Source organism: Capnocytophaga sp. H2931, from assembly GCF_002302535.1.
Taxonomy (GTDB): Bacteria; Bacteroidota; Bacteroidia; order Flavobacteriales; family Flavobacteriaceae; genus Capnocytophaga; species Capnocytophaga canis.
Map to the genome: position 1 here is coordinate 1,626,696 of NZ_CP022381.1, position 20,805 is coordinate 1,647,500.

General features: G+C 35.7%; 18 protein-coding genes, 2 tRNA genes and 2 rRNA genes (1 of these 22 cut by a window edge). 14 read left to right on the top strand and 8 right to left on the bottom strand.

Annotated features, from left to right (window positions below; translation table 11 throughout):
* Nucleotides 1–49: 49 nt before the first annotated feature.
* The 8 genes from CGC52_RS11350 to CGC52_RS11235 form a co-directional block, all read right to left on the bottom strand.
* The gene (locus CGC52_RS11350; RefSeq protein WP_232751855.1) at nt 50–4,624 is read right to left on the bottom strand and encodes a reprolysin-like metallopeptidase; all 4,575 of its coding nucleotides are present in this window, start codon (nt 4,622–4,624) and stop codon (nt 50–52) included.
* 20 nt (nt 4,625–4,644) lie between these two features.
* Nucleotides 4,645–5,850: an ISL3 family transposase gene (locus CGC52_RS06820; protein ID WP_095893853.1), complete on the bottom strand. Its 1,206-nt coding sequence runs from the start codon at nt 5,848–5,850 to the stop codon at nt 4,645–4,647.
* The gene (locus tag CGC52_RS06825) at nt 5,838–6,620 is read right to left on the bottom strand and encodes a reprolysin-like metallopeptidase (protein ID WP_095893854.1); all 783 of its coding nucleotides are present in this window, start codon (nt 6,618–6,620) and stop codon (nt 5,838–5,840) included. Before CGC52_RS06825 ends, CGC52_RS06820 begins: the two co-directional genes overlap by 13 nt.
* A 499-nt stretch (nt 6,621–7,119) precedes the next feature.
* Nucleotides 7,120–8,613 (bottom strand): polysaccharide deacetylase family protein, encoded by a 1,494-nt coding sequence (locus CGC52_RS06830; protein ID WP_095893856.1) that lies wholly within the window; start codon nt 8,611–8,613, stop codon nt 7,120–7,122.
* Between the two features lie 205 nt (nt 8,614–8,818).
* Nucleotides 8,819–9,076: a hypothetical protein gene (locus tag CGC52_RS06835; RefSeq protein ID WP_095893857.1), complete on the bottom strand. Its 258-nt coding sequence runs from the start codon at nt 9,074–9,076 to the stop codon at nt 8,819–8,821.
* A complete protein-coding gene (locus CGC52_RS06840) occupies nt 9,057–9,368 on the bottom strand; it encodes a co-chaperone YbbN (protein WP_042005910.1) in 312 nt (103 codons plus the stop codon). The genes CGC52_RS06835 and CGC52_RS06840 overlap by 20 nt, the downstream gene beginning before the upstream one ends.
* Nucleotide 9,369: 1 nt before the next feature.
* Nucleotides 9,370–10,005 carry a peroxiredoxin gene (locus CGC52_RS06845; RefSeq protein ID WP_042005908.1) on the bottom strand — a complete coding sequence of 212 codons (636 nt, stop codon included), beginning with the start codon at nt 10,003–10,005 and terminating at the stop codon, nt 9,370–9,372.
* A gap of 211 nt (nt 10,006–10,216) precedes the next feature.
* A complete protein-coding gene (locus tag CGC52_RS11235) occupies nt 10,217–10,441 on the bottom strand; it encodes a hypothetical protein (protein WP_157909116.1) in 225 nt (74 codons plus the stop codon).
* 510 nt (nt 10,442–10,951) lie between these two features.
* Here CGC52_RS11235 and CGC52_RS06850 point away from each other — a divergent pair.
* The 14 genes from CGC52_RS06850 to CGC52_RS06910 form a co-directional block, all read left to right on the top strand.
* Nucleotides 10,952–11,098 (top strand): hypothetical protein, encoded by a 147-nt coding sequence (locus CGC52_RS06850; RefSeq protein ID WP_157909117.1) that lies wholly within the window; start codon nt 10,952–10,954, stop codon nt 11,096–11,098.
* Nucleotides 11,099–11,272: 174 nt separating this feature from the next.
* The gene (locus tag CGC52_RS06855; protein ID WP_042007825.1) at nt 11,273–11,833 is read left to right on the top strand and encodes a hypothetical protein; all 561 of its coding nucleotides are present in this window, start codon (nt 11,273–11,275) and stop codon (nt 11,831–11,833) included.
* A 237-nt stretch (nt 11,834–12,070) separates the two neighbouring features.
* Nucleotides 12,071–12,733, top strand: a complete 663-nt coding sequence (locus CGC52_RS06860; protein ID WP_042007827.1) for a DUF6808 domain-containing protein — start codon at nt 12,071–12,073, stop codon at nt 12,731–12,733.
* 127 nt (nt 12,734–12,860) lie between these two features.
* Entirely contained in the window at nt 12,861–13,064 is a 204-nt protein-coding gene (locus CGC52_RS11240; RefSeq protein WP_157909118.1) for a hypothetical protein, read from the top strand.
* 2 nt (nt 13,065–13,066) lie between these two features.
* The gene (locus CGC52_RS06865; RefSeq protein ID WP_095893858.1) at nt 13,067–13,576 is read left to right on the top strand and encodes a J domain-containing protein; all 510 of its coding nucleotides are present in this window, start codon (nt 13,067–13,069) and stop codon (nt 13,574–13,576) included.
* Nucleotides 13,577–13,625: 49 nt separating this feature from the next.
* Complete coding sequence (locus tag CGC52_RS06870) at nt 13,626–14,093, top strand: hypothetical protein (RefSeq protein WP_042348514.1); 468 nt, start codon at nt 13,626–13,628, stop codon at nt 14,091–14,093.
* A 1-nt stretch (nt 14,094) separates the two neighbouring features.
* Nucleotides 14,095–14,388, top strand: coding sequence for a DUF6804 family protein (locus tag CGC52_RS06875; RefSeq protein ID WP_095893861.1), 294 nt, complete (start codon nt 14,095–14,097; stop codon nt 14,386–14,388).
* 25 nt (nt 14,389–14,413) lie between these two features.
* The gene (locus CGC52_RS06880) at nt 14,414–14,833 is read left to right on the top strand and encodes a TerB family tellurite resistance protein (protein ID WP_198540559.1); all 420 of its coding nucleotides are present in this window, start codon (nt 14,414–14,416) and stop codon (nt 14,831–14,833) included.
* On the top strand, nt 14,820–16,091 hold the full coding sequence (locus CGC52_RS06885) for a UbiA family prenyltransferase (protein WP_157909120.1): 1,272 nt from the start codon (nt 14,820–14,822) through the stop codon (nt 16,089–16,091). Before CGC52_RS06880 ends, CGC52_RS06885 begins: the two co-directional genes overlap by 14 nt.
* Nucleotides 16,092–16,102: 11 nt before the next feature.
* Nucleotides 16,103–17,020, top strand: a complete 918-nt coding sequence (locus tag CGC52_RS06890; protein ID WP_042345371.1) for a hypothetical protein — start codon at nt 16,103–16,105, stop codon at nt 17,018–17,020.
* 702 nt (nt 17,021–17,722) lie between these two features.
* Nucleotides 17,723–19,240, top strand: a 16S ribosomal RNA gene (locus CGC52_RS06895).
* 150 nt (nt 19,241–19,390) lie between these two features.
* Nucleotides 19,391–19,464, top strand: a tRNA-Ile gene (locus CGC52_RS06900).
* A 163-nt stretch (nt 19,465–19,627) separates the two neighbouring features.
* Nucleotides 19,628–19,701: transfer RNA gene (locus CGC52_RS06905), tRNA-Ala, on the top strand.
* Between the two features lie 172 nt (nt 19,702–19,873).
* Nucleotides 19,874–20,805 (top strand): 23S ribosomal RNA (locus CGC52_RS06910); it runs 1,902 nt beyond the window's last position.
* Together the 16S and 23S rRNA genes with 2 tRNA genes alongside form the textbook arrangement of a ribosomal RNA operon.

Genomic DNA, 20,805 nt, shown 5'->3' on the forward strand with positions numbered 1-20,805 from the left:
ATCTTATGTGATTGATTGTTCTTCAGGTGTTTTTTAGAAGACATAATGATTATCTTACAAACAAATAGCCTTGTTTTATATTTGATTCTCCTGTAATGTCTTGATATTTCAGCACATAGAAATACGTTCCTGTGGGAAGACGTTTGCCTTTTCGGAAAACTCCTTTCACGTTAGCATATCCTCGGAAAACTTCTCCATTTTTTTGGTAGTTTTTCGATTCATACACTTTCTGACCTAATTCGTTAAAAATCTCAATTTGAAGATTTTTATAATTCTCGATAGGTTCAAACTTCAAGTAATTCTCCGAACCTGACTCGATAGAAACCCCATTGTAAACAATCATTTCTTTTTCTATTTCAGAGCCACCATTAGGCGGTGTGGGCTGTGAAGATTTTTTAATGGTAACTTTCTGTTCGTGAGTAACTTTATTCCCACAATCATCGGAAGCCTCCCATTTGTAAATGATTACTTTATTTCCGTTTTCTTCCTTTTCTTCTTGGCTCTTGGTTACTTGAATATTTTCAGAGCAATTATCCGTAGCGGTTAAATCTATTTGTGTTGGAATATTGTTTTCTTCCACAGAAATATCAGCAGGTAAAGTTCCTGAAAATACAGGTTTTACATCGTCTTTTATGGTAATTACCTGTGTATGTGTAATAGATTTTCCACAATCGTTAGTAGCTGTCCAAGAGCGTGTTAGCACGTAGTCGTTTTTGCATTTCTCGTTTGATTTTGTTTCTCCATTATAAACCACTTTCGGATTACAATTACCTGACACTTTCAATGTAGGAACTGACGGAATTTCCTTTTCGCAAGAAATTGTCAAATTCTTAGGTAATTCGCCTACAAAATTGATTTCTGACGGAATAACAATAATTTTTTGTGTGTGAGTAACTTTATTTTCACAATCATCGGAAGCCTCCCATTTATAGATGATTACTTTATTTCCGTTTTCTTGCTTTTCTTCTTGACTCTTTGTCACTTGAATATTTTCAGAACAATTATCCGTAGCGGTTAAATCTATTTGTGTTGGAATATTGTTTTCTTCCACAGAAATATCAGCAGGTAAAGTTCCTGAAAATACAGGTTTTACATCGTCTTTTATGGTAATTACCTGTGTATGTGTAATAGATTTTCCACAATCGTTAGTAGCTGTCCAAGAGCGTGTTAGCACGTAGTCGTTTTTGCATTTCTCGTTTGATTTTGTTTCTCCATTATAAACCACTTTTGGATTGCAATTGCCCGATATTTGCAATGTAGGAACTGACGGAATTTCTTTTTCACAAGTAACAGTCATATTTTTAGGCAATTCGCCCACAAAATTGATTTCTGATGGAACAACAGTAATTTTTTGTGTGTGAGTAACTTTATTTTCACAATCATCGGAAGCCTCCCATTTGTAAATGATTACTTTATTTCCGTTTTCTTGCTTTTCTTCTTGACTCTTTGTCACTTGAATATTTTCAGAACAATTATTCGTAGCGGTTAAATCTATTTGTGTTGGAATATTGTTTTCTTCTACCGAAATATCAGCAGGTAAAGTTCCTGAAAATACAGGTTTTACATCATCTTTTATCGTAATGATTTGAGTATGCGTAATAGATTTTCCACAATCGTTAGTAGCTGTCCAAGAGCGTGTTAATACGTAATCATTTTTACATTTTTCGTTGGATTTTGTTTCTCCATTATAAACCACTTTCGGATTACAATTGCCCGATACTTGCAATGTAGGAACTGACGGAATTTCTTTTTCGCAAGTAACAGTCATATTTTTAGGTAATTCGCCTATGAATTGTATTTCCAAAGGAATAATGGTAACTTTCTGTGTGTAAGTAGCTTTATTTTCACAATCATCGGAAGCCTCCCATTTATAGATGATTACTTTATTTCCGTTTTCTTCCTTGTTTTCTTGGCTTTTAACAACTTCAACCTTTTCAGAGCAATTATCCGTAGCCGTTAAATCAACTTGTGTTGGAATATTGTTTTCTTCCACAGAAATATCAGTTGGTAAAGTGCCTGAAAATGTAGGTTTTACATCATCTTTTATCATAATGATTTGAGTATGCGTGATAGTTTTTCCGCAGTCGTTAGTGGCTGTCCAAGAGCGTGTTAACACGTAATCATTTTTGCATTTCTCGTTCGATTTTGTTTCTCCATTATAAACCACTTTCGGATTACAATTACCTGACGCACTCAAAGTAGGAACTGACGGAATTTCTTTTTCACAGGAAATTGTCAAATTCTTAGGTAATTCGCCCACAAAATTGATTTCTGATGGGATAACAGTAACTTTCTGTGTATGAGTAGCTTTATTTCCGCATTCATCGGAAGCTTCCCATTTGTAAATGATTATTCTGTTTCCGTTTTCTTCCTTAGTTTCCTGACTTTTGGTTACTTGAATATTTTCAGAGCAATTATCCGTAGCCGTTAAATCAACTTGTGCTGGAACTTTATTTTCTTCCACCGAAACATTGGTTGGTAAAGGTTCTTTGAATGCAGGTGATTTATCATCTCTTACAGAGATAGTTTGTGTAAAAATAAGACTTTGGTTACAACCCGTTGCCGTGTAAACCCGCTCTATCGTATAATTGCAGTTACCTCCTATTTTCGTATCTTGATGTGTAATATTTACCGAAACACAGCCATCGGTTGCAAATTGTGAGTTATCTGCATTCGGAATAGCCTCACAAGAAACTGAGATTGAAGCCTCAGGAGTTTTTGTAAATACAAGTGTTTCAGGCAAAGAAAGGTCACGAGTAATTGTAAAACCTCCTTTCTTAGGGTCGAAAGTGGTAAGTGCATAGGCAATACCATCAATCTCTTCTATTTTTATAACTCCTGCTGATACATCTGGTTTTTGTCCTCCAAAAGCAATGGTATTTACCGATATATTTGGTAGTTTTACGGTATGATTTCCATCATTTTCCGTAGAAGCAACCAAAGTGTATTTAAACGTTTTTCCAAAATCGTCCGAAAGCAAAATTCGAACTCTGCTAGTGTTTTTGTTAAAAATTTTACTATCTACACTCCAAGTAAGCTGGACATCTTCCCCTCCTTTATAATTTTTTTCCATTAAAGAAGTAATTTTAAAAGGTGTTCCCTCTTCAATAATCACTTGGGTTTGAGCCATATCATACTGACTGATATAATCGCTGGTTTGCTGAGGTTGAGCATCGCTCACACCCAACCAAAAAGTAAACTTACCTACGGCATTAGGCGTCGTATTATGTACCAAATTACGAGATTTTTCACTATATTCTGTTTGAAATGTAACAGGATTGCTACTAGTAGCTTTTCGTGTTAAAAAACTGGCTATTGAGCGTTCAGTCCCTCTGCGAATATCCGTTTGATGAGCGGCATACAACAAAGGCTTATTTTCAGGGTCTTGAGCAGGAATATAAAACTGAAAAAAAGTCTCTTTCGGAATTTTATAACTTGCTTTTATTTTCGTTTTGTCAATAGTAGGAGATTGATTTTGAATAGCTATTCCGTACGGAAAATTAGTCACTGACGAATTGTTACCTACTTTTTGAGTTCGATTGGTGTCCGAAAAATAAGGTACGTTTACCAACTTTTCTCGAATCATTTGTATGCTTCGTAAGGAAAAAAAATCCCGAGGATTTCCATACGACATTATGGACTGTCCTGTCAGTATTTCTGTTTTATCACTGGCAGGGTCAATAAGTCTATTAATAGTAAAAGCAAACGTATGTCTTGCCCCAAATAAATGTCCTATTTCGTGCATAATAACGGAACGAGAGACCAAAGCCACCGCCGCAGCCTTTTCCGTTTTGTAGGCATTTTCTAAATACGCAAGTCCTGCTACTTCTGTAACTTTGGCTATGTATATTCCTAAATCATAGTTTTTTTCGCCTATTTTTGAACTGATTATTCTTGTGGCATTGTTAATAATATAACTTGCACTCTTATTAGAAATTTCATCTTTTTGTTTCGAAATTAGATTTTCATCCTTTACAATTTCAAATCGGATACCCAAATCACGCGTATATGCCTCATTGAGTTCCATTTCTTTGGTAGCCCAAAACGTTTTCACTTCTTCCACCTTACTACTAAAGCCAACATATGTATCCGAAAAATATTCATAACTGATTGCCATCGCTAATCGATAGACTCTAAGTACATTTGTGTTGGGAATGGAGGGCGTTGAGGTGTTCGAACCTGACAGAAGTACAGGACGTTTGGTGGAAGGTTTTTCAGAATGACAATGTCCGTTAGCACACGTACCGCATTTGTGATTGGAACTTTCAGTGTACAAGATTAGAAAGCCTTCTTCCGACGTTTTTAAAACGATTTCTTTTTCTTTCCAACGAATATTTCCCGAAATGGTTCCATTCAAAATAGAAATAACCGCGATTAAATTTTTATCGTGATACCCCACAAACGAACGAATGCCCTCACTTTGAGTAAATGAAGTATGTCGTTCTTCCCACTGTAATAAAATTTTCTCATTTTTAGATATAGGCACTGCCCATTCAATCTTATTTCCTGCTGAAAATAAATGAATTACATCAATGGCTTTTGTTGATGTTTTAATCGTTTCTTGTGCAAAAACCACTTGCCCAAAACTGATAAAGCTAAAAATGAGATAGATATAATATTTCATCAAATAAATATTTGGCATTACTAATTTTTTTGTGAGCTAAACTTGAGATTACCGAAGTAAAAGAGGGTGTTTATTCTGAAACGCTCAAAGTTTAAGAATCCTCTTGCTTTTGAAATAACGGATTGTATTTTTCCATTCATATTTTCGTGCTTCCCGCTGGATGTTTGAGTAACTATCGCATTGATAATCCCCTGTAAATGATTATCAAAGGTCTTTATCACTTCATTTACAGCGGTTATGGATTGACTTATTGCATTATTTTTCCATAGTTCATAATTGATTGCTATACCATCTTTTAAACTAAACAAATACTTGAAATTCTCTCGTATTTGCCACGCCTTTGCCGTAAGTAAATTCTCATTAAGCATTTGCTCAAAGGCTCTTTGTTGCTCTTCTGTACGATTTTCTTCGCTCTTTAATACGGTGTATTTCTGTCCTTTAAGCAATTCGGTTTCTTTTACCTCTTTTCTTCTGGTCTTGTCAATGGCTTGGGATAACTTCTTGAATAAATGAAACTTATCGTGTACAATCATCGCTTGAGGAGCTATATCCTTAATGGCGTTTATATAAGGTTTCCACATATCCATATTTACCCTTTTCAGGGAGGGCTGTTTCTCTTGTGAATTAACACTGAAAAACAAGGCTTTTACATTTTTTTCTTTTCTACCTTCGGTCATTTCTACTACACAATTTTTATCACTATCGATAAGAATTGTAGCGTATTTATGTCCGTGAGAATATGCTTTTTCGTCTAAGCTAATATCCTCTAAATCATTTACTTCTCCTCGTTCCAAAAGTGCTTTTTCTACGGTTGATTCCATAATGCTTCTTATCACATATGGGGTAGTGTGCATCAGTTCTGCAACGGTGTTTTGTACCTTTACTTTATGTAAAGTCTCTATGACTTTGGCGGCGAATAAATGCGTGTATCCCTTGTATTTAGGTGCAAAATGGATGTCGATAACCTTAGGCTTACCATCCTCAGAAAGGTAACGAGGTAGACTGCAAACCAAGTAACACCGATAGTCAAACCAATTTAAATGTTGCCACTCTCGCTCGGGGGTGGTATCATACAGTTTGTAACGCTTTCCTTCTTTAACAAAATGGGTGTTAAGGTATTTCAAGTGAATTTTAATGATCTTATTTTCTTCGTCTTTTACTATCGAAGTGATCGCAAAATCATCTGTAATACCCAACATCTCTCTCAAAAAATCTACAAAGTCCATTCTTTTTTCGCAAAGTTAATCCATAAAAATTTTACTAATGCCGCAGTAGATTTATTTAAAATTTTGTTAGAAAGTTCTCCATCAAAAACTTTTTCTTTACTGGAATCAATGATAAGCCTATCATCATTCACAATTTGAAGTTTAATGCCTATTTCTCTAATGTAGTATTCGTTAAGAGCAATTTCTAATCTACTCCAAAAACTTTTTACAGCATCCTTGCTTCCATAATATCTGTCATAATAATATTTATCCACCAATACGGCTAAACGAAACACACGTAGCGCATTGTCTGTAGGGATTTTACGAACATTTTTTTCTGGTCTGGCAGTTAAGCGACCTCGAAGGGATTTTTTATCGCTATGCGTACCACAATGTCCGTTGTGGCAGCCTCCACATTCTCCTTCGGAATGCTCTTTCGAAATAAAAAGGTAACCATCATTAGTGGTTGCTATCTTCCATTGATGTTCTTTCCAAGTGAAGTCCCCTGATATATCATCTCCTGCTTTTGAAATGGACAGAGTTGCTACGAACAAGTCACCTTCATATCCTACGAAAGTGCGGATACCTTCCTTCTCGGTGAACGAAGTTTTACGTTCGTACCATTGCAAATTGACTTTTTCGGAAGGTGAAACAGGAATAGACCACTGCAACGAACTGGCAGAAAAAAGGTTTGCTATATCATTGACTTTTAGTTGTGTGTTGATGTTTTCTTGTGAGAAAAGTAGCTGAAAACATGCAAAAAAGAGCGTAGTAATAAATTTGTATCTCATTGCTAATTTACTTTTACTGATTTATTACAAAAAACATAAAATAAACCCTATTGGGGTGCAAAGATACAAATTTTTAAGCGTTTTTTCCTTGCTTTTTTGAAATAAATTCAAAAAAACGACATCCATGTTATTGATGAAAACCTATTCTCATAGCAAAGTTTTGTGGATCTGCTTTAATTCTTTGGAAATTATTTATTAGCATATTTCAAAATGTTTTTTTGGTAGCTGCTAAACAAAGTGCTATGGAATAGGAGTGTACAATTTTGAGATTTTATTGTATTTTGAGTAGCATAAAGAATTTTGTAAAAATTCCCTATCTTTTCTTATTACCGAACAATCGTATTTTGTTCTCTAAAAAAGGCATATTTCCACAGATTTTTTATAGTTTAAATACCTATAAAATAATTGAGTACTCATCTTTATAGGTATTTAAACTGTTTCAATTTGTTGATAAAGAAAGGGTTAAAATCTTTGTTAATCAAATTGATGTATAAAAAAATTACTTCCCACTGGAGTACGTGTGACCGTTTTGAAGTTCTTTATGACGAAAAAGATCATCAAGGGAAACGATATGATATCCTTGTGATTTCAAATTTTTAATCACCTGAGGAATGGATTGCACAGTTGTTTTGTGAATATCGTGAGCCAATATGATTCCCATTGGAGATGCTTTTGACATAGCTTCTGCTACTCGGTTTACTTCACGATGTTTCCAATCCAAAGGGTCTACATTCCACATAATTACAGGTCTGCCCACCATCTCTAAATTCTCTTTAGTATGAGCCCCGTAGGGAAAACGAAAGTATCTGGGTTTTTGACCTGTAATCCCTGCAATAACTTCGTCTGTTAATTGAATTTGACGCTCAGCTTCTTCTCTTGAGATTTTACGAAAATCTTTATGGTCGTACGAGTGATTTCCGATATTATGTCCCTCCTCTGCCATACGTTTGATAGTCTGCTTTTGTACTGATGAAGATTTTCCTAACACAAAAAAAGTTGCTTTTACATTTTCTTCTTTAAGAGCGTCCAACAACTGGGCTGTATACACCGAAGGTCCGTCATCAAAAGTAAGAGCCACACACGGTACTTTGGAACAATCCACTTCCGAATATTTAGGCTCAGAAACCTCTATTCCAGCAGATTGTTCAACAATATCTTCTTTTTTGAAAATTTTTAAAAAGGTTTCATTCATGTATTTATTTACCAAATCCTGTGGAATTTTTACAGAAAAATCTCCCATAGCTCCACTAGCAATTTGATACTTATCAAAAAGTAAATACCACTCTCCTTTTTGGTCAAAAAACAAAGCGTCGTAATTTGCTGAAGTAGGGGCTGTTCCTTCTTGAATCATATCTTTGGACGATTCCAAAACCTGTTCGCGTTCCCCGTCATTAGCATAATTAGTATCTTCGTAAATTCTTTTCTTTACCAAATCAGTAGCAATAAGATTTACTTCTGAAGCAAATTTTTCGAAACTTTCTTGATTTTTGAAAAAATCCACAGGCTCCATTTTTTTCTTGTCTTTTAAATTAAAAACAGAAACAAAATGGCTATTGTCGTAGTTATTCCCATAGGAAACATTTCTTTCATAAAGGAATATTAAAAAATCTTCGGAATGGTACTTTACTTCAAAATGTTGATTAAAATCCAAAACCGAAGTTTCAGAATCCTGATAATCTTTAGCTGCAGTTTTAAACTCGGTTATAAGTTTTTCCGTAAAAGACTTTTCATTTTTATTGACGAAATCGTATGCCGTAATAGGGAAAGATGCCGTAAGATGGCTTTTATCTGGGTCGTTTCCGATTTTTACGGTATACACCTGAATATCATCTTCTGATTGTGTGATACTAATTTCTTCAGGAAGCTCCACAACTTCTACGATAGATTCTGTACTACTTTCTACAGACGTACTGCCAGTTTGCGATTTGTTTCCTGTACAACTCCCAAAAACAAGTGCAACAAGCAAACTAACTGATAATAATTTTTTTTTCATTTTACAATTATTTTATACTAAATATATACGTTTGAAAAACAAGAAAAAGAAAGAATCCATTTGACTCTCTCTTTTCCCTTTTTATTATTTACTATATACAACGCAATTATACAAACATTTCATCTCTTTACCTCTTTTTTAATTCAAAAAAGGAATATTTTTCTAGGGCAAAGATACAAAATACTGTGTAATTTACAATAGCTACTTATTTGTCAATAGACCCTACAACACGTTTCATAAAACTATTGAGGGCCTCTTTTTGGGGCATTCCCTCCTTAATCATAGTGTCAACCTCAATGGCTCCATAAAAATTTGATAGCAATTCGCCAATTACGTCCAACTCCTCATCTTTGAGATGATCACACTCTATTAAATTTTCAAGTGTCTCAATGGTTTCATGAACATAATCTTGGTCATTTTCACTAATGAATTGCACCATATGTTTAATTAGCGGTAATCTCATCGATGAACTGTTTTAAGGATTCAGCCTTGTTTGTTTGAATTTGATTCACCAACGCACCTTTTTTGAAGGCTGCAAAGGTTGGCAAATTGTCCACTTTTGCTAATTGACGTGAATTAGGGAATTTCTCAGCATCCACGTAAACAAACACCGCGTCAGCAGTTTCCGAAGCATATTTTTTGAATTTAGGCTTCATGATTTTGCAATTCCCACACCATCCTGCTCCATATTGAACAAAAACGACATCATTTGAAGCAACAACTTCCTGTAGATTATCTTGAGCTAATTCTTGCATTTTAGTGTGATTTTAAATATTCTGCAACACCATCTCGATTAGCGTTCATTGCTTCTTTTCCTTCCTCCCAGTTTGCAGGACAAACCTCTCCGTGCTTTTGAACATGGGTGTAAGCATCCACCAAACGAATATACTCTTTCACGTTACGACCTAATGGCATATCGTTTATACTTTCATGAAACACTTTTCCGTCCTCATCAATCAAGTAAGTAGCTCGGTAAGGTACGTCATCACCTTCTTGCAGATAAGTGTCAGCTACCTCATCATAAACTTCTCTGGAATCCAAAATGTCCAATGCACGAGCCAAATTACGGTTTGAATCTGCTAAAATAGGGTAAGTAACCCCCTCAATTCCTCCATTGTCTTTAGGTGTGTTTAACCAAGCAAAGTGAACCTCAGCTGTATCACACGAAGCTCCAATTACTTTCACGTTTCTTTTTTCAAATTCAGCTAAAGCCTCTTGAAAAGCATGTAACTCGGTTGGACAAACAAATGTGAAATCCTTTGGATACCAAAACAATAGCACTTTTTTCTTATCATTTACTGCTTCTTCATATACGTTAATTTTAAACGTATCTCCCAAATCGCTCATAGCGTTCACCGCAAAGTTTGGGAATTTTTTTCCTACGAAAGACATATTATTCTGTTTTTTAAAATTTATTATGTTCGCAAAGTTACAATTTTAAATTAAGTATACCATCGGCTTTCATATTGAAATGTTTTATATAGGTATAAAATTTTCTTATAGCAGTATAAAGAAAAACTTATGCCTGATAAATATACATATGCCAAATCACAGCTGTCCGAAAGTTTTTTGAAAACTCATAAAAAACCTTGTCAACCTTTATTTATAAGGGCAGACTTGTTTGTTGTGCGGAATTATCTCTGTCAAAAAGTGTGTTTTCGGGTGGTTTTTTCACTTTTTTTACGGTGGGTTTCAGTTCGTTGCAAACATAATTCAGCGTCAGATAGTGCATCGGACAGACCCTTATTTTCTCGCAAAAATTACTAAATGCCGTCTTTTTATCGCTGTAAAATCGCTTAATTAACTCCAACAGAAGATAGCAAATCAAAGCTATATAAATCTGTCATTTCACCGCATTTTCACTCGTGCCAAGAAAAGTTTTTATCTGTAAATTTTGCTTCATTGTCGTGGAAAATAGCAGTATTTTTAAATGTTAAACTTTTTACTTAGGTATTATTTGCTGATAGCTTTAAACTTATTGTTGAGATATAAAAGTGTTATCAGTTTTGGTTATTTTTTCATTACAAATCACAACTATCCGAAATTTTTAAAATAAAAGTTTCGGATAGTTGTGATTAAATCCTTTGAAATAGTGTTTTTATATGAATTTTGGGACATCTAACCATTCTACTTTGGAAATCCGACTAATAAATATTCATATAAATTTTAACATTCTACATGGGAATTAACTATTGTTTTGTTAATAAAAAATAATTAGCTTTGTCCCATGCAAAATCTCTTATAGAAAATTGTCCTCCTTTTTTGAACACTAACGTAGATTTAGGAAGTCTATTTTCATTATAGGAGATAAAATACACCTAACTTAGAAAAAAATATTATGAAAAACTTGTGTAATTCACATAAAATCAGTATATTTGTACGTGCCTTAGCACAGCACAGCACAGCACAGCACAGCACAGCACAGCACAGCACAGCACAGCACAGCACAGCACAGCACAGCACAGCACTTAAACAGCCAAAATAGTGTAGTTACTACACTCTGTAATATAAATCCGCTTGATGGAGAGCAATCTCCATCAAGCGGATTTTTTATTTTCCTTAAAGGAACGTTTTCTATTAATTCCTAAAAATCCTAATTTCTAATCTCCTAATTTTCTAATCCCCTAACTTTCTGAAATTAACAAAAAAACATAAAGCAATGGCAGAATCTAAAAACAACATCATCACACACGGACTAAGTGGAAAAGTAGGTAATATGCTCGTGTTCAGTCAGCGTAACGGAAAAACGATAGTTTCTCAAAAACCTACTAAGAAAGCGATTACCTCCGAAAAGGTAAAGGAACAAATGGCAAAATTTCAACAGGCAACAATTTATGCCAAAACGGCACTCAAAAATCCTACTGTTAAGGAAGAATATCAATCAGTAGCCGATAAAAAGCAAGGAGTCACAGCCTATAATGTAGCGGTAGCCGATATGTTACAAGCCCCAAAGATTGAGCAGATTGACCTTTCGGACTATGCGGGTCAGGTCGGCGATACCATTAAAGTTAGAGCCTATGATGATTTCAAAGTAGCATCTGTAACGGTACATATCTACAATTCCGATGGTTCGTTGGTGGAAGAAGGCAATGCAGTGGATAATGGGTTGGATTGGGTCTATACCGCTACGCAAACCAATGCAGACCTTTCAGGTGACAAAATTGTAGTACGAGCAACCGATATACCTGCCAATACCACTGAGGCAACCAAAAACTTATAAACAAGGGTTTGAGAGGCTTCGCCCGTTCAAAGTTCAAGGTTCAGCCCTTTAACTTTAAACCTTGAACTTTGAACCTTGAACCTTGAACTTTCCTCCTCCCGAGCTTGGATACACCTTGGGTAGAGCTTGGGTGGATAAACAACAGAAGAATGGACAAATTTTTAATGAACAATGAACAATCAGTGCAATTTGTCATTTGTGATTAATTTTACATGTTAACTATAAATAACTCATGTTATGAAATACAATAATACATTTTCAATCGGTATTTTGGTCATTGCAGTTGTTTTCTGTTTGCTTTCGTATAGAAGCTGTAGTCAATATAAAGAAAAATATGAAACAAATTCTGTACAAATAAAAACATTACAAGATTTGCTAAAAGCAAAGAAAGAATCGCTTTCTGAAAATCAAACTACCATTCTTGTAGAGAAAGATACTTTTGAAATACAATCTCTTAACAAAGAAATTGAACATTTGCAGGCATTAGTTAAAAAATTGCAATCCATTCAGAAGCCTAAAATAATTACTAAGGTAGACACTATTATAAAAGAAGTTATAGTAAAAGATGATAATGCTATTAGAAAAGTTAATTATGATTTTAATGGTTGGGTATATGGTTCAATAATATCTTATAGAGATTCTACAGGAGTAAATGTAAATATAAAAAATGATTTATCTATAGTTCATAAAAAGGATAAAAAAGGTAGATATGTAGAAGTGTTTGATAAAAATCCTTATACAACTACAGAAGCCATAAGAAGTTATTATAAACTTAATAATAAAAAACCTATTATAAAAAGATGGGGTGTAGGTCCTAATTTATCTTATGGCATAAATTATAAAGGAGATTTTCTACCTTATGTTGGTATAGGAATACAGTATAATTTAATTCACTTCTAAAACCAGAAAAAAATTAAAATACCTATTTTAAATTTTAAGATTTATTTTACAAGTGTCAATAATAAGAAAGGCGAAATCCGAAAAGCCTGTAAGAGAGTAGGGGAAACATAAATCAAATAAAAACAAAATGAGAATACTAATCAAAATTATTCTTTCGGTACTTATAGTCTTTGTAACAGCAATTATTTTAGGTATGATAGCACAAGGTGCAGGAAAGGCGGTAGCCCCAGGAACATTTATCGCAGCATTTGTATTGTTTTATGTCTTGCGAGGTATATGGAAATACAAGCCTAAAAAGAATGGTAACACCGATTTAGACAAGACCATTTAGTGATGTTTAAAGATTACTACGCTATATTGGAGATAAGTATTGGAGCTTCTGATTCTGAAATCAAAACGGCTTATTATAACCAATGTAAAAAGTGGCATCCCGATAGAAATCCGAATCGGGATACCACTCAGCAAATGCAAGATATTAATGAAGCCTATTTGATTTTGAAAGACAAAGAAGCAAGGCAAAAATACGATGCTGAATATATTCGTTTTAGAGAATATCAACAAAAAACACAACAAAAATACAATACGCATCGCCAAGAAAATGCTGAACAAAGCCAAACGACCTATTCGGAGTATCGTTTTGCAGATGATATTCTTGAAAAATGGATGCAAAATGCCAAAAATCAAGCTAAAAAAATGGCACAAGACATAACCGATGAGCTCAGAGGTTCATTCAAAGAAGCAGGGAAAAGCGTGGCAGAAAATATTTTACCTGCTATTATTGGATATGTTTTCGGACCTATTATCATTTTCTTGATATTTTCTATTGTAAAAAGTTGTAATTAGGATAAAATATTCAATAGTATTTTATAGATAATTTTAAATTTTATAAAAGATGAAGAAGGTAATTTTATTAATGTTTTTAATGTGTGTAAGTATCGCCTCTGCACAACATTTATACACAGGAGCAACGCCTTATTCCCAATATTATGGAGAAAACCCATCTTGTGAAGAATATGGCTGTTCACAGATAAAAGTAACGACAAGTAACTCCGATGTATTGGTTACCATTAAGAAAAAAGGAAAAGTAGTAAGACATGCATTTATTGAGGCAAATGATAGTTATACATTTTCGTTTGCTAATGGAACTTATCAAGTATTTTTCTATTACGGAAAAGGCTGGAATCCCAATAAAATAATGAAAACAAAAAATGGAACAATCAAAGGTGGATTTAGTTACAATGAACATTTTGGTAAGGACGCTCCACAATCTTTATATAATAATGTATTAGAATACCGATTGATTTTACAACAAAATGGTAATTTTAGTACAAAACCAAGTAATGTACAAGAGGCTTTATAATATGCAGAAAATAATTAAAATAGGATTAGCCTTTTTGATGTTTGGCTGTCTTTTGAAGATGCCTTATGGTTATTATCAGTTAGTGAGATTTGTAGCTTTAGTAGGTTTTGGGGTATTAGCTTATCTTTCATATAACCAAAAACAAGAAATGGCTACTTTGGTATATATTGTATTGGCATTACTTTTTCAACCTTTCTTCAAAGTAGCTATGGGAAGAGAACTTTGGAATCTCGTAGATCTTTTGGTAGGTATAGGTTTGGTAATAAGTGTTTTAAATCCTAAAAGAATAAAATAATATAAATTTAATAAAGTAAATGTTTATGGTACAGGAAATGAAAAAACACCTGATGAATTTGTATTTCTTGGCTCTAAGTGATGGCGAGTTTGCCCCTCAGGAGTTGGATACAATTTTAGAGATAGCCCAAGAAAAGGGATTTTCACAACAAGAATTTCAACAGATGCTGATCAATCCACCGGTGGGCATATTTCAAACTCCGAGTGAGTTTATGGACAAAATATTCTTACTCTACGATTTCGCAAAAGTAATTCTTGCCGATGGTGTTATTGACGACAATGAAGTAGCAACATTTTTAAAGTTTTGCGAACGTTTTGGGTTTGAAGCCGAAGTCAGTCGTGAGTTATTCGATTGGCTGATTGATTTAGCTCGTAAAAAATTAAACTCGGAACAACTAAAACAAGAAATCACAAACTTAATATCAAATCAAAATGGCACCATTTAATCAATTAAGAGGGTTTTTCTCTAAAAATATGGAAAACCAAAGTGAAAATCAGCAGAAAACACCCATTTTGGAAACAGGAGAAATTGAATTTGGAAAGACAGAGTTACAAACCTATGAGGATTGGGGCTTCGATATGTCCAAAAAGCAAAAGGGGAATGAGAGAGCTTTTATGGGCTGTTGGGTATTAGTTCGAGAATACTATTCTAAGAGAGAACGTACAGATACCGAAAAAAAAGAGGAAGATGTAAAAAAAGCTCAAAATGAATTAGATAGACTTGAAGTTTCTGTAAAACAAAAAGAACAAGTGATAGAAAATATTCGTAACAAGAACGAGTCTATCAAAGATAAAATTGATGGAATACGAAAAGATATTTTTCGTATCAATGAAAATCCTGAAAGTGTTTTAAAGGAAAAATCAAGTATGGCAAGTTTTATTATAGGGCTTGTTATTTTGTTGGGTTTAACAGTATATCTTTTTGTATTTTATAGTTCAGCAGCGTATTCGGCTCTTTTTAAGGATTTTACTCCCGATGATGATAAAGTTGCTGCCGCAATCTTTGATAGTCAAGCTCTTGTAAAAGCCTATGAATTAGGAGGACAGGCTCTGCTTTTTGTTTTGGCGATTCCATTTGCTTTTTTAGGATTAGGATTTCTAATACATAAATTTCAAGAAACAAAAGGAGTTGAAAAGTATTTAAAAATAGGATTTTTGATTGTCATAACATTTATTTTCGATGCTATTTTGGCTTACGAAATCGTAGAAAAAATTTATGAAATAAAAAGATTAGCGGATATGACAGGAAGTATGCCTATATTTTCACCTTCTTTGGCTTTTGAGCAAGTTAATTTTTGGGTAATTATTTTCGCAGGTTTTGTAGTGTACTTGATTTGGGGATTTGTTTTTGATTTTACAATGGAATCATACGATAAACTCAATGTGGTAAATCAAGCCATTAAAACCCGAGAGAGTGAAATCAAACTATTGGAAGACGATATTCAAAAAAATCAAAAAGAAATAGAAGCTAACCAAGAATGTATTCAACAATTAGAACTTGAAATGGTGCCACACAGAAAAATAGTTGGAGGCGATGTCTTTGTAATGAATTGGTCTCGATTTTATCAATGTGTCAATGAATTTACCAATGGTTGGACAGAATGGATGACCGCCAACCGATTTGAAAAACATTTTATTGATGAAATACACCTACTAAATGAAAAACTTAGTAATGAACACAAAGGAAATATAGTAAAATCATAAAAAATACAACGATGAAAAAAGTAATATCAATTATCGCAATTATCGCAATTATCGCAATTGGTTTTAGTTTATCAAATTGTAATTTTGGCAATGCCAAAAAACAGCAAAATGAAGAGAAAACCAAAGAACAACAATATAACATAACATTATTGTTAGATTTATCTGATAGGATAGACCCAAGTGTATCGCCCAATACTCCTGAACACTATCAGCGGGATATTGAAATTATTAAAAACATTTCAGCCTTTTTTAAAAAAGATATGGAGAAAAAGGGAGCGTATAAAGCCAAAGGACGTATGCGGGTTATTTTTAGTCCTCCGCCAACCAATCCAGAAATCAACCAAATGGTTAATGAACTAAATATTGACCTTTCAAAATTTTCGTATCAGCAAACTGCCGAGAAAAAGAATATATACGACAATATTTTAGAGACATACGCAACTAATTTGGAGAAAGCCTATCAGCAAACTATCCAAACAAGTAATTATATAGGATCTGATATATGGCGTTTCTTTAAGAATGATGTAAAAGATTATTGTGTTGCTTCCGAAGACCACTACCGAAATATTTTGGTTATTCTTACAGATGGATATTTGTATCATTCACAATCAAAAGATGTTCAAAAGAATCGAAGTGCGTTTTTATCACCCACTTCCATACAATCCAATGGATTGAGAAGTGCCAATTGGCGTGAGAAATTTGATACAGGGGATTTTGGTTTTATAACTACTCGTAATGATTTGCAAGATTTGGAAGTTTTGGTGTTAGAAATAACGCCATCTAAAAAAGCTATCCAAGATGAAGATGTGATTAAAGCCTATCTTGAAAAATGGTTTAAAGAGATGAATGTAAAGCGATTTGCCATCTATAATACTGATTTACCAAGTAACACCCAATCCCGTATTGATAAGTTTTTGACTCAAGAATAAGTTATTTTACGGTATTAATAAGTATTTTAAAGAGTAACATTCTATTTTTTATCTACAAGTTTTTGATAATAAGCATGATAAGATAATATATGAAAAATATTTTCAAAAAAAACTTTCCAAAAGTTTTGGTGATTTATAAAAAAGTATTACTTTTGCACCCGCTTTGGAAGGCGGTTAGCTATTAGCTTATAGCATATAGCTTACAGCACAAAGCAAAACGCTCAAAAAAATATTTTTGAAAAAAGTTTGCAAAAGTTTTGGTAGTTTAGAAAAAAGTATCACTTTTGCACCCGCTTTCGAAAAGCAGTTAGCTATTAGCTTATGGCGTATAGCTTACAGCGCGAAGCAAAACGCTCAAAAAAATATTTTGAAAAAAAGTTTGCAAAAGTTTTGGTAGTTTATAAAAAAGTATTACTTTTGCACCCGCTTTCGAAAAGCAGTTAGCTATTAGCTTGTGGCGTATAGCTTACAGCGCGAAGCGAAAAGTTCAAAAAAAATATTTTGAAAAAAATTTGGAAGTAAAGATAAAAAGTTATTATCTTTGCACCCGCTTTGAGAGCTAATAGCTGTTAGCTAGTAGCTAAAAGCGAAGAGTAATAAAGTTCATTGAAAAAATTGTTGACAGCACAAGAATAAGATTTAAAGAATTATCCTAAGAGTCGATTACTTATTTGTTAAAGGTTACGATATTAAAGATTTTTAACGATGAAGAGTTTGATCCTGGCTCAGGATGAACGCTAGCGGCAGGCCTAACACATGCAAGTCGAGGGGTAAGGAGAGCTTGCTCTCCCTAGACCGGCGTACGGGTGCGTAACACGTGTACAATCTACCTTTTACTAAGGGATAGCCCGAAGAAATTTGGATTAATACCTTATAGTATTATTTTATGGCATCATTAAATAATTAAAGCTACGGTGGTAAAAGATGAGTACGCGTCCCATTAGCTAGTTGGAGTGGTAACGGCACACCAAGGCTACGATGGGTAGGGGTTCTGAGAGGGATGTCCCCCACACTGGTACTGAGACACGGACCAGACTCCTACGGGAGGCAGCAGTGAGGAATATTGGACAATGGTCGGAAGACTGATCCAGCCATGCCGCGTGCAGGATGACGGCCTTATGGGTTGTAAACTGCTTTTATACAGGAAGAATAAGGTCTACGAGTAGATTGATGACGGTACTGTATGAATAAGCATCGGCTAACTCCGTGCCAGCAGCCGCGGTAATACGGAGGATGCGAGCGTTATCCGGAATCATTGGGTTTAAAGGGTCCGTAGGCGGGCGTATAAGTCAGAGGTGAAAGCACTGAGCTCAACTGAGTAACTGCCTTTGAAACTGTATGTCTTGAATAGTTGTGAAGTAGCTGGAATGTGTAGTGTAGCGGTGAAATGCATAGATATTACACAGAACACCGATTGCGAAGGCATGTTACTAACGACCGATTGACGCTGATGGACGAAAGCGTGGGGAGCGAACAGGATTAGATACCCTGGTAGTCCACGCTGTAAACGATGGATACTAGCTGTTTGGTTTTCGGACTGAGTGGCTAAGCGAAAGTGATAAGTATCCCACCTGGGGAGTACGCACGCAAGTGTGAAACTCAAAGGAATTGACGGGGGCCCGCACAAGCGGTGGAGCATGTGGTTTAATTCGATGATACGCGAGGAACCTTACCAAGGTTTAAATGGGAAACGACGTATCTAGAGATAGGTATTTCTTCGGACGTTTTTCAAGGTGCTGCATGGTTGTCGTCAGCTCGTGCCGTGAGGTGTCAGGTTAAGTCCTATAACGAGCGCAACCCCTGCTGTTAGTTGCTAGCGAGTTAAGTCGAGCACTCTAACGGGACTGCCGGTGCAAACCGTGAGGAAGGTGGGGATGACGTCAAATCATCACGGCCCTTACATCTTGGGCTACACACGTGCTACAATGGCCGGTACAGCGAGCAGCCACTGCGTGAGCAGGAGCGAATCTATAAAGCCGGTCACAGTTCGGATCGGAGTCTGCAACTCGACTCCGTGAAGCTGGAATCGCTAGTAATCGGATATCAGCCATGATCCGGTGAATACGTTCCCGGGCCTTGTACACACCGCCCGTCAAGCCATGGAAGCTGGGGGTACCTGAAGTCGGTTGCCGCAAGGAGCTGCCTAGGGTAAAACTAGTGACTGGGGCTAAGTCGTAACAAGGTAGCCGTACCGGAAGGTGCGGCTGGAACACCTCCTTTCTAGAGAAATACCTTTACGAGAGTAATTGTAGGGTATTCTTTAAATCTTGTGCAGTCGATATTTCTAGGCTAATTAGAGGTTAGTGATTAGTGTTTAGAAGTTATATAGACTAATTGCTATTTGCTGATGGCTAATAGCTAAAAAGATGCAGTCTCATAGCTCAGCTGGTTAGAGCGCTACACTGATAATGTAGAGGTCGGCAGTTCGAGTCTGCCTGGGACTACAGAGCAGATAGCTAATGGCTAATATCCAATAGCTAAAAGCTAAAAAGTTCATAAAAATAGAATGAAAGGAAATTTTAGAGGTTGTTGCTTTTAAGATAGGTAAGAGTTTTGGGATTGATATAAACTATTCCCTATTGCCTAACCCCTAATACCTATATTAATGGGGAATTAGCTCAGCTGGCTAGAGCGCCTGCCTTGCACGCAGGAGGTCAAGGGTTCGACTCCCTTATTCTCCACATAATGCTTAAAGCCTTTAGCTAATGGCTAATAGCGGAAAGCTATGAAGAGTTCATTGACATATTGGGATAAAAAACACGAGAGATCAAATAAGATTGATTAAATCGAGAAATAAATAAAAGAATCAAAGAGAACGAGGTATGTTTTGCTATTGCAAAACAACTACAAGCGCAATAAGTTATGTAAGGGCGTATGGGGGATGCCTAGGCTCTCAGAGGCGAAGAAGGACGTGATAAGCTGCGAAAAGTTGCGGGGATTGGCACATACGAGGTGATCCGCAAATATCCGAATGGGGCAACCCACTGCATTGAAGGTGCAGTATCCTGTTAAGGAGGCGAACCCGCTGAACTGAAACATCTAAGTAGGCGGAGGAGAAGAAAACAAAAGTGATTCCGAGAGTAGTGGCGAGCGAAATTGGAATAGCCCAAACCTATATTGTTACGGCAATATGGGGGTTGTAGGACCCGATGTTGGTTGTTATATGGAACTAGAAGTGTTTGGAAAATCACATCATAGAGCGTGAAAGTCGCGTATAGGTAACGTATAATAAATCATAGGGAAATCCTGAGTAGGGCGGGGCACGTGGAACCCTGTCTGAATTTGCCGGGACCATCCGGTAAGGCTAAATACTCCTGAGAGACCGATAGTGAACTAGTACCGTGAGGGAAAGGTGAAAAGAACCGTGAATAACGGAGTGAAAAAGACCCTGAAACCATACGCTTACAAGCGGTCGGAGCCCTTTAGGGTGACGGCGTGCCTTTTGCATAATGAGCCTACGAGTTACTTTTACTTGCGAGGATAAGCATTTCAGGTGCGAATTCGTAGCGAAAGCGAGTCTTAATAGGGCGTTATAGTAAGTAGTAGTAGACGCGAAACCTGGTGATCTACCCTTGGGCAGGTTGAAGCGCTGGTAACACAGCGTGGAGGACCGAACCGGTTGTCGTTGAAAAGACTTCGGATGACCTGAGGGTAGGGGTGAAAGGCCAATCAAACTGGGAAATAGCTCGTACTCCCCGAAATGTATTTAGGTACAGCGTCGTGTTCTAGTTTATTAGAGGTAGAGCTACTGATTGGATGCGGGGGTTTCACCGCCTACCAATTCC